Origin of the sequence: Cellulomonas sp. IC4_254 (assembly GCF_011603975.1) — a bacterium.
Lineage (GTDB): Bacteria > Actinomycetota > Actinomycetes > Actinomycetales > Cellulomonadaceae > Cellulomonas.
This window is the reverse complement of record NZ_JAANNB010000153.1, coordinates 1-9,535: the sequence shown is the minus strand read 5'-3', so window position 1 is coordinate 9,535 and position 9,535 is coordinate 1. Positions and strand designations below refer to the sequence as shown.

Annotated in this window: 11 protein-coding genes; 3 read left to right on the top strand and 8 right to left on the bottom strand. The window is 76.4% G+C overall.

Annotated features, from left to right (window positions below):
• Nucleotides 1-235: 235 nt before the first annotated feature.
• Nucleotides 236-1,861: a chaperonin GroEL gene (gene groL / locus G6556_RS14095; RefSeq protein WP_166942583.1), complete on the bottom strand. Its 1,626-nt coding sequence runs from the start codon at nt 1,859-1,861 to the stop codon at nt 236-238.
• 265 nt (nt 1,862-2,126) lie between these two features.
• Between groL and G6556_RS14090 the strand changes: the two genes are divergently transcribed.
• Nucleotides 2,127-3,416, top strand: coding sequence for a glycoside hydrolase family 15 (locus tag G6556_RS14090; RefSeq protein ID WP_205693498.1), 1,290 nt, complete (start codon nt 2,127-2,129; stop codon nt 3,414-3,416).
• A 102-nt stretch (nt 3,417-3,518) separates the two neighbouring features.
• On the opposite strand, the gene G6556_RS14085 is transcribed toward G6556_RS14090, so the two are convergent.
• The 3 genes from G6556_RS14085 to G6556_RS14075 form a co-directional block, all read right to left on the bottom strand.
• Entirely contained in the window at nt 3,519-3,722 is a 204-nt protein-coding gene (locus G6556_RS14085; protein WP_158375214.1) for a cold-shock protein, read from the bottom strand.
• A 120-nt stretch (nt 3,723-3,842) separates the two neighbouring features.
• Nucleotides 3,843-4,481 carry a LytR C-terminal domain-containing protein gene (locus G6556_RS19985; RefSeq protein ID WP_166942580.1) on the bottom strand — a complete coding sequence of 213 codons (639 nt, stop codon included), beginning with the start codon at nt 4,479-4,481 and terminating at the stop codon, nt 3,843-3,845.
• Nucleotides 4,482-4,576: 95 nt separating this feature from the next.
• Nucleotides 4,577-4,903, bottom strand: a complete 327-nt coding sequence (locus G6556_RS14075) for a DUF3263 domain-containing protein (RefSeq protein ID WP_166942578.1) — start codon at nt 4,901-4,903, stop codon at nt 4,577-4,579.
• A 152-nt stretch (nt 4,904-5,055) separates the two neighbouring features.
• Between G6556_RS14075 and G6556_RS14070 the strand changes: the two genes are divergently transcribed.
• Together G6556_RS14070 and G6556_RS14065 are read left to right on the top strand one after the other, a co-directional pair.
• Nucleotides 5,056-5,733 carry a uracil-DNA glycosylase gene (locus G6556_RS14070; protein ID WP_166942575.1) on the top strand — a complete coding sequence of 226 codons (678 nt, stop codon included), beginning with the start codon at nt 5,056-5,058 and terminating at the stop codon, nt 5,731-5,733.
• A 55-nt stretch (nt 5,734-5,788) separates the two neighbouring features.
• Nucleotides 5,789-6,667 carry an SGNH/GDSL hydrolase family protein gene (locus G6556_RS14065; protein WP_166942572.1) on the top strand — a complete coding sequence of 293 codons (879 nt, stop codon included), beginning with the start codon at nt 5,789-5,791 and terminating at the stop codon, nt 6,665-6,667.
• Between the two features lie 36 nt (nt 6,668-6,703).
• On the opposite strand, the gene G6556_RS14060 is transcribed toward G6556_RS14065, so the two are convergent.
• From G6556_RS14060 to G6556_RS14045, 4 genes are all read right to left on the bottom strand, one after another.
• Complete coding sequence (locus G6556_RS14060; RefSeq protein ID WP_166942569.1) at nt 6,704-7,138, bottom strand: hypothetical protein; 435 nt, start codon at nt 7,136-7,138, stop codon at nt 6,704-6,706.
• 252 nt (nt 7,139-7,390) lie between these two features.
• A complete protein-coding gene (locus tag G6556_RS14055; protein ID WP_166942567.1) occupies nt 7,391-8,476 on the bottom strand; it encodes a hypothetical protein in 1,086 nt (361 codons plus the stop codon).
• Nucleotides 8,473-9,024, bottom strand: coding sequence for a signal peptidase I (locus tag G6556_RS14050; RefSeq protein WP_166942564.1), 552 nt, complete (start codon nt 9,022-9,024; stop codon nt 8,473-8,475). The genes G6556_RS14055 and G6556_RS14050 overlap by 4 nt, the downstream gene beginning before the upstream one ends.
• Before the next feature lie 90 nt (nt 9,025-9,114).
• Nucleotides 9,115-9,535: hypothetical protein (locus G6556_RS14045; RefSeq protein ID WP_205693497.1), on the bottom strand; the 421-nt coding region annotated here is incomplete at its 5' end.

Below are 9,535 nucleotides of genomic sequence, written 5' to 3'. Positions count from 1 at the left end.
GCCGCGCCTGCCCCGCTCTCCCACACGCCACCCCCGCCGAGTGGGCAGTAGTGGTCCCCTGAGCACGTGCCGAGGGGACATCTGCTGCCCACCCGGCGAGGTCGCGCCCGGGCTCGAGGACGGGTTCGGGCCCGAGGGCGCGGGTTCGGGACGCAGAACGGGCCGGTCACCCCGGGGGGTGACCGGCCCGTTCAGGCGCGGTGCAGGCCGCTCACGCGGCCCGCTGCGGCGGGACTCAGAAGTCCATGCCGCCCATGCCGCCGGCGTCCGGGGCGGCCGGAGCGGCCTTCTCCGGCTTGTCGGCGACGACCGCCTCGGTGGTGAGGAACAGCGCCGCGATGGACGACGCGTTCTGCAGCGCGGAGCGCGTGACCTTGACCGGGTCGTTGACGCCCGCGGCCAGCAGGTCCTCGTACACGCCGGTCGCGGCGTTCAGGCCCTGGCCGGACGGGAGGTTGCGCACCTTCTCCGCCACGACGCCGCCCTCGAGGCCCGCGTTCACGGCGATCTGCTTCAGCGGGGCGTCGATCGCGACCTTCACGATGTTCGCGCCGGTCGCCTCGTCACCCTGCAGCTCGAGCTTCTCGAACGCCACGGCACCGGCCTGGATGAGCGCCACGCCACCACCGGCGACGATGCCCTCCTCGACGGCCGCCTTCGCGTTGCGCACGGCGTCCTCGATGCGGTGCTTGCGCTCCTTGAGCTCGACCTCGGTCGCCGCGCCGGCCTTGATGACGGCCACGCCGCCGGCCAGCTTGGCGAGGCGCTCCTGGAGCTTCTCGCGGTCGTAGTCCGAGTCGGAGTTCTCGATCTCGGCACGGATCTGGTTCACGCGGCCCTGGATCTGCGCCGCGTCACCCGCACCCTCGACGATCGTGGTCTCGTCCTTGGTCACGACGACCTTGCGCGCCTGGCCGAGGACCTCGAGGCCCACGGTGTCGAGCTTGAGGCCGACGGTCTCGGAGACGACCTGGCCACCCGTGAGGATCGCCATGTCCTGCAGCATCGCCTTGCGGCGGTCGCCGAAGCCCGGGGCCTTGACGGAGACCGACTTGAAGGTGCCGCGGATCTTGTTGACGACGAGCGTGGCCAGGGCCTCGCCCTCGACGTCCTCGGCGACGATGAACAGCGGCTTGCCGGACTGGATGACCTTCTCCAGCAGCGGCAGCAGGTCCTTGACGTTCGAGATCTTCGACTCGACGAGCAGCACGTAGGCGTCCTCGAGGACGGCCTCCTGGCGCTCCGGGTCGGTCACGAAGTACGCCGACAGGAAGCCCTTGTCGAAGCGCATGCCCTCCGTGAGCTCGAGCTCCAGGCCGAGGGCGTTCGACTCCTCGACCGTGATGACGCCCTCCTTGCCCACCTTGTCGAGGGCCTCGGCGATGAGCTCGCCGATGGCGGTGTCGCCGGCGGAGATGGACGCGGTGGCGGCGATCTCCTCCTTGGTCTCGATCTCCTTCGCCTGCTCCAGCAGGGCGGCGGTGACGGCCTCGACGGCCTGCTCGATGCCGCGCTTGAGGGCGATCGGGTTGGCGCCGGCCGCGACGTTGCGCAGGCCCTCGCGCACGAGCGCCTGGGCGAGCACGGTGGCAGTGGTGGTGCCGTCGCCCGCGACGTCGTCCGTCTTCTTGGCGACCTCCTTGACGAGCTCGGCACCGATCTTCTCGTACGGGTCCTCGAGCTCGATCTCCTTGGCGATGGAGACACCGTCGTTGGTGATCGTGGGGGCGCCCCACTTCTTGTCCAGGACGACGTTGCGGCCCTTGGGGCCGAGGGTGACCTTGACGGTGTCGGCGAGGGTGTTCAGACCCCGCTCGATGCCGCGACGGGCCTCCTCGTTGAAGGCAATGATCTTGGCCATGGGGCTATCGATCCTTCACTCTGGCTCGTGGTTCGGCCGGTCGGTGCCCGCGACGGACGGCCGCGCCGGCCCGTCGGTCATGTCCCGTCGGGCGGCGGACCTCACCGGGTCGGCCTGGGTTCTCATTCTGTCACTCTCGACCGGAGAGTGCTAAGCACATGGTTAGCACTCGACCCCCCCGAGTGCAAGGCGCTCCGCCCTCGGCGGACAGCCGTCCGGCGGACCCGCGACGGCCCGTCGCTCCCGGCCGGATAGCCTCCCGGGCATGCACCGCCGCCCCGCCGTCGCCGCCGTCGTGCTGGCCTCGCTCGCGGCGGGCCTGATCGCCTGGGGCGCCACCGGCCCCCGGACCCGCACGATCGACCTCTACAGCGAGGGCGTCGTCGCCACGCCCACCGGCCCGGAGCTGGTGCCCGCCGGCACGCTGCCGCTGCTGCACGAGGGCACCCGGGTCGAGGTCGACCCCGGCACCACGGCCGACGACGACCTCGCCGCCGAGCAGCGCGCCTGGCTCGCCGCCGGCACCGTCCCGGGCGCCGACGGCCCGTACGCGGACATGGTCACCGACGCCCTGCTCGACCTGCGCACGCTGGTCCAGGACGGCGGTGCGGCCGTCGCCGCGTGGACGCCGTACTGGCGGTACGTGTGGCCGCGGGACGCGTCGTTCGTCGCGGTCGCCCTGGCGCGGACCGGGCACCTGGCCGACGCGCGCGAGGTCCTCGGCTTCCTCACCCGCGTGCAGGCCGCGGACGGCTCCTTCGAGGCCCGGTACCTGCCGGACGGCTCCGGCGCGGTGCCGGACGACCGGGCGCCGCAGACGGACGGCACCGGCTGGGCGCTGTGGGCCGCCGCGCAGGTGGTGGCCGCGGCCCCGGCCGACGAGCAGGCGGCGGTGGCGGCCGAGCTCGCGCCGCTGGTCCGCCGGGGCGCCGCGCACGCCGTGGCGCTGGTGGCCGGGGACGGCCTGCCGCCCGCGTCGCCCGACTACTGGGAGGTGCCCGAGGACGAGCTCACGCTGGGCACCGTCGCGCCGCTGCTCGCGGGGCTCGAGGCCGCGGGGCCGGTGCTGGACCTGCTCGGCGACACCGCTGCCGCCGCGGACGCGCGGGACGCCGCCGCCCGCACCCGCGCGGCCGTGGAGCGCGAGTTCGGCGACGACTCGGCCTACGGGCGGTACGCGAGCGGCAGCGTGGCCGACGCGGCGAGCGCGTTCGTGCTGCCGCCGTTCCAGCCGACGGCGCTGGCCGGGGCGACGGAGGCGTGGCGGGCGTCGGCGGCCGCGATGGCGCGCCCCGCGGGCGGCCTGGCCCCCGGCGCGGGCTGGCGGCAGGACGGCATCTCCTGGACGCCGCAGACGTCGCTCTACGCGCTGACCGCGGCGGTGAACGGCGACGACACCGCGGCGCAGGAGCGGCTCGCCTGGCTGGACGCGCACCGCACGGCGATGGGCGCGCTGCCGGAGAAGGTGCTCGCGGACGGGTCACCCGCGGCGGTCGCCCCGCTGGCGTGGACCGCGGCGTGCGTGGTCCTCGCGGTGGCGGCGCTCGACGGCTGACGCCGTGCCGGACGGCTGACGCCGCGCCGGACGGCGGGCGCCCGCGGGGCCGGCGGGCGCTGCCCGGGCCCCGCGGGCGGACGCCTCAGCGCGGGTGGCTGCTCAGAGCGGGCGGACCTGCTCGGCCTGCGGGCCCTTGGTGCCCTGCCCGACCTCGAACTCCACCGACTGCCCCTCCTCGAGGCTGCGGTACCCGTTGGACTGGATGGCGCTGAAGTGGACGAACAGGTCCTGGCCGCCGTCGGCCGGGGTGATGAACCCGTAGCCCTTCTCGGCGTTGAACCACTTGACGGTTCCCTGCGGCATGCGGTGCTCCTGAAGAAGGCGTGATCGGTGCGACGCAGGGGCCGTGGCCTCCCCCGGTTCTGGAGAGCGGTCACCGCGACGCGGCCGACACTAGCCCCGCCCTCCGGCCTGCGGAAGGGGTCAGCGCGCGAAGTCCGCCAGCAGGAGCACGACGACACCCTCGGGCGCGGTCCCGGCGTCCTCGACGACGTTCGCGATGCCGAGCGAGTCCGCGACCTGCTGCGCCGTCGGCGCGAGGTCCGCGCTCGCGTAGAACACGGTCGTCTGCTGCAGGCCGCCGGCGTTGCCGTTGCCGGTCGTGACGGACGTGAAGCCGGCGTCCTCGAGGTCGCCCGCCGCGCCCGCGGCCAGACCCGAGCGGCCCGACGCGTTGAGCACGCGCACGTCGGTGGTGAGGTCGGCCGTCGGGGCGGGCTCCTCCTCCTCGACGGGCGGCGCCTCGGTCTCCGCGGGGGCCTCGGCGCCCGGGTCCTCGGCGCCCGGGTCCTCGGTCTCGGGCGCGGGCGCGGTGGTCCCCGACGCGCTCGGCGCGGCCGCGGCCGGCTCGGACGAGTCGCCGAACCCCGGCAGGCGGCCGTCCCAGGACGACGCCCACGCCACCAGGCCGACCGTCACGACGGGCACCAGCACGACGACGGCGACGAACGGCCACCACCGGCTCCACCAGCTGCGGGGTGCGCGGTGCACGCCGATCGGCGCGTCGGGCGCCGGCTCGGCGTCGAACTCGTCCTCCGGGAACCGGTCGCTCGCCTTGGTCACGGCGGACAGGCTAACGGCTCGGCCTGTCCACGCCCGCACGCACGGCGCGCCGCGCGGGGGTCGCGGTGCCGGTCAGCCGTGCGCGGGCCACCGGCTCAGGCGTCGGTGCCGAGCCGGCGGGCGCTGCGCGCGCGCTGCCGGGTCGACCGCATCCGGCGCAGCCGCTTGACCAGCATCGGGTCGTGCGCGAGCGCGGCCGGGGAGTCGATCAGGGCGTTCAGCACCTGGTAGTACCGGGTGGCGGACATGTCGAACAGCTCGCGGATGGCCTGCTCCTTGGCGCCGGCGTACTTCCACCACTGCCGCTCGAAGGCGAGCACCTCGCGGTCCCGCTCGGACAGCCCGGCGGCCGCGTCGTCCGCGCCGCCCTCGACCGCCACCAGGGCGGGCCGGTCGGCCGTGCGCTCCGCCGTCGCGTCCATCGGTGCCCGTTCCTCCCGCTCGCCCGTCGTCCCGCGCCATCGTACGGCCGGAATCACACCGGTGTCATTCCTCCTGGGCCCTCCTGGGCCCTCCCGGGCACCCGGCCGCCGCCCCCGGAGCGGGTCGCAGGGGTCGGCTAGCCTCGGGCCCCGTGACCCCCGCACCCCTGTCCGAGCTGGTGGCCCCCGACTGGGCGGAGGCGCTCGCACCGGTGGAGCCCCTGGTGCACGCCGCCGGGGAGTTCCTGCGCGCCGAGGTCGCCGCGGGCCGCGACTACCTGCCCGCCGGCCCGGACGTGCTGCGCGCGTTCACGCGGCCGCTGGCCGACGTGCGCGTGCTCGTCGTCGGCCAGGACCCGTACCCGACCCCCGGGCACCCGATGGGGCTGTCGTTCTCCGTCCAGGCCGACGTGCGGCCGGTGCCGCGGTCGCTCGCGAACATCTTCACCGAGCTGCGCGCCGACCTCGGCGTGCCGCAGCCGAGCACCGGTGACCTGTCGCCCTGGGCGGACCGCGGCGTCATGCTGCTCAACCGCGTGCTCACCGTCCGCCCCGGCGAGCCCGCGTCCCACCGGGGCCGCGGCTGGGAGGCCGTCACCGACCGCGCGATCGCCGCGCTGGTCGAGCGGGGCGGCCCCCTGGTCGCCGTGCTGTGGGGGCGGGACGCGCAGTCGCTCGCGCCCGCCCTGGGCGACGTGCCGGTGGTCGCGAGCCCGCACCCCAGCCCCCTGTCCGCCAGCCGCGGGTTCTTCGGGTCGCGGCCGTTCTCCCGGGTGAACGCGCTGCTCGTCGACCAGGGCGCGGACCCCGTCGACTGGTCGCTGCCCTGACCCGGCACCCCGAACTCGCTGGAAGCGCGGCCCGCGCCGGGGGCACACTGCGGGGGTGACGACGCACGAGGGGGCCGGGGCGAGCGCCCCGACGCAGGACAGCACGCGGGACCGCAGCGCGCAGGGCGGCACGACGCCGGACCGGGGTGCCGTACCCCCGTGGCGCCGGTACGTCGCGGTCGGCGACTCGTTCACCGAGGGCCTGTGGGACACCCCGCAGGGCGAGGACGGACCGGTGCGCGGCTGGGCCGACGTGCTCGCGGGGCTGCTGTCCGAGCGCCGGCGGGCCGCCGGCGAGGAGCCGCTGCAGTACGCGAACCTCGCGATCCGCGGCCGGCTGCTGCGGCCGATCGTCGTGGACCAGGTGCCCGAGGCGCTGGCGATGGAGCCGGACCTGGTCAGCCTGGTCGGCGGCGGCAACGACATCCTGCGGCCGACCGCCGACCCCGACCGGCTCGCGCACGGGCTCGAGCAGGCCGTGGCCCGGATCCGCGCCACGGGCGCCGACGTGCTGCTCGCGACCGGGTTCGACGCCTCGGGCTCGCCGATCGTGTCGACCACCCGGCCGCGGGTCGGGGTCTACAACGCGCACATCTGGTCGATCGCCCGGCGGCACGGCGCGCACGTGCTCGACCTGTGGGGCATGCGGCACCTGCACGACATCCGGATGTGGGCGCCGGACCGGATCCACCTCACCTCGGAGGCGCACGCCCGGGTCGCGCAGGGGGCGCTGGCCGCGCTCGGGCTCACGCCGGACGACCCGGACTGGGACTCCCCGCTCGCGCCGACGCCGCGGCCGTCCCGCGCCGTGCAGGCCCGGCAGGACGCCCGGTGGCTCCGGCTGTACGCCTACCCGTGGGCGACGCGGCGGCTGCGGGGCACGTCGTCGGGCGACGCCCGGAGGGCCAAGCTGCCGACGCTGACCGAGGTCTGACCCCCGGCGCGGCCGGCGCGCGGGGGCGGCCGGCGGTCAGCCGGCGGGCAGCGGGTCGACGTCGACCGTCGCCTCGCCGTCGGTGACCAGCGCGAGCGACACCCCGCCGAGCTGCTCGACGGGCACCGGGTCGCCCACGCGCACCGTCGTGGTCGGCGCCGTGACGGGCGCGCGCGTCTCGGCGAGCGCCGCGTCGTCGGCGCCGTGCAGGGTGACGGCGACCTCGCGGCCCGCGCAGTCGTCGGGCACGTCCGACAGCGAGGTCGCGATGACGCCGTAGCCGCCGAGCCCCGGGACGTAGTCGACGTCGTAGTCCACCGAGATCCGGCTGACCACGCAGGCGCCCGCGGGGGCGTCGTCGCCGCCCTCCCAGGTCATGGCCCGGGCCATCGAGACGGCGAGGCCGGCGCAGCCCAGCCACGCCAGCGTGACCCCCGCCGCACGGCGGGCCCGGACGTGCTCGTGCGCCATCGGCGCCCCCTCCGTGGACGTGCCCCGGTCGATCCGTCGACCTGTGGCGCCCCCATCGTCGGCCGGGCGGCCGGTCTGAGCATCCGGAGCGGCGCTCCACCCGGACGGGCGAACGCCCGGCCGCCACCTCACCCACCCGCGCGCGCCGGCGGGCCGCCCGCACCGAGTGCCTACCGGACGCGTCGAGCGCCTACCCGGCGGACAGGCGCTCGACGCGTCGGGTAGGCACTCGCGAACTGCGAGGCGGGCAGGTCAGGTGCGGGCGCAGACGTCGACGGTGCGGGGGGTGTCGTCGCGGACGCCCCAGGTGTCCCAGGCGGTCGGCGTGACCCGGTAGGTGGTGCCGCCCTGCGCGGCGAGCGTGTAGTTCCCCTGGGCCCGCAGCGTGCCGAGGTCCGCCCGCATCCCGCGGGCGGCGAACCAGGCGACCAGCGGGGCCACGTCCACGTCCGCGCGCCAGCCGGCGTAGAACTGCGGCGTGCCGGTGACCGCGACGGTGGTGCTCTGGCAGGCCCAGGCGCCCGTGCCGGTGACGGCCCCGGTCGTCTGCGTGTAGGTGAGGGCGGGGTCGTAGGTGGGCGCGGGCAGGCCGTAGTGGCAGATCGTGACGGTCGCGGACGCGGTCGCGAAGGACGCCTGGCCGGGCCGCGCGCCGACCGAGACCACGCCGTCGACCGGGGCGGAGTCCAGGACCCCCGCCCACCAGGGGCTGACGGAGAACCCGGAGCCGGACGTCACGCCGTTGAACGGACGCTGCTGCAGGTGCAGGTCGATCCGCCAGGAGGTCCCCGAGGCGCCCGAGACGTCGACGGTGACGCACGCCTGGGTGCCGGACGAGGCGAGCTGTGACCAGGTCAGCGACCCGAAGGACGTCCCGGAGCCGGGCGTGACGGGTCCGCCCGGGACGCCGGCGGGCGCGGTCCACGTCACCGGCAACGACCAGGTGCCGACGGTGACGGCGACCCCGGCGACCCGGCTGGTGGCGTAGGACGGGACGGTGACGGCCGTGCTGGCGGCGGTGAGCGTGGCCGAGACGTCGGTGCCGGCGAGCGCGGTGCCGTCGGCGGCGAACAGCCGGACGGTCGCGACCTGCCCGCGGCACGCGGCGGGGACGTCCGACAGCACGACCTGGGTGGCGGTGCCGGACGCGGTCGCGGTGCCGGCGGCGGCGCCGAACGCGGTGGCCGCGCAGGGGGCGGCGCTGCCGGTGGTGACGGAGGGACCGCGCACGGCGAGCCGGGCGGCGCTCGCCGGCGACAGCGCCAGGGCGGCCAGCACGGCGACGACCACGACGAGGACGGCGGCGGGTGCGGCCGCGCGCCGGGCGGCGGGGCTCACGGGACCACCGCGGCGGGCGCGGGGTCCTCGACCTCGGCGGCGGGCGCGCCGCCGTCGGCGCCGTCGTCCGCCGCCGTGCCGTCCGCCGCCACGTCGGGCTCCGGGCGGGACGGCCACAGCAGGATGCCCGCGGCGACGACGAGCAGCGACGCCCACGCCCACGGGTCGAGCAGGATCGACGCGACCCGGCCGAGCCCGGGCACGTGCAGCCGGGCGATGCCGAGCACGTCGGCGGCGTGCGGCCGCCAGGGGTCGAGGAAGTCGTTGTTGTCGCCCTGGATCACCCAGCCGTCGGTGGCGTCCCCGCCGACGACCCGGTGGATGATCCGCCCGCGGTCGAGGCCCGGCGGGGTGTAGACGACGACGTCGCCCTCGCCGGGGGTGCCGCAGCGCGAGACCACGAGGTCGCCCGTGTAGTAGGTGGGCTCCATCGAGTGGCCGGAGACGATCGTCAGGGTGGTGCAGCCGCCGAGGGTGCTGGGCCAGCCGAACCACACGAGCACCCCGACGAGGGCGGCCGTGACGACCCAGCCGAGGAGGCCGCGCACGCGTGCGGGCGCGCCGAGGCGCCGGCGCGGGGCAGGCGTGCTGCCCGCGCCGGCCGTCTCGGCGCGCCCGTCGGGGATGGTGCGCTCGCGTCAGCCGGCGATGACGACGGCGACGCCCTTGACGTCGGCCGCCTTCACCGCGCCGGTGACGGACAGCGTCACGCTGCCGCCGCCCTGGGGGACGGCGCCCGTGAGGCGGCCGACGGAGGCGCCGGTGGAGCCGTCGGTCGGGTCGGTGTTCAGCAGGTCGACCGAGACCGTCTGGCCCTGGCAGCCGGCGGCGACGTCGTTCAGCGTGACCTGGCTCACGGTGTAGCCCTTGACCGACGCGGTGAACGCGTTGGTGAACGCGACGCCCACCCCGTTCGAGTCGCAGGACGCCACGACGCTGGTGCCCGCGCCGAGCGCCCCGGCGGTCAGGTTGAGCTGCGCGGCGGACGCGAGGCCCAGACCGGCGATGCCGAGGCCGGCGACGGTCAGGGCGACGACCTTGCGGCGCACGGAGCGGCGC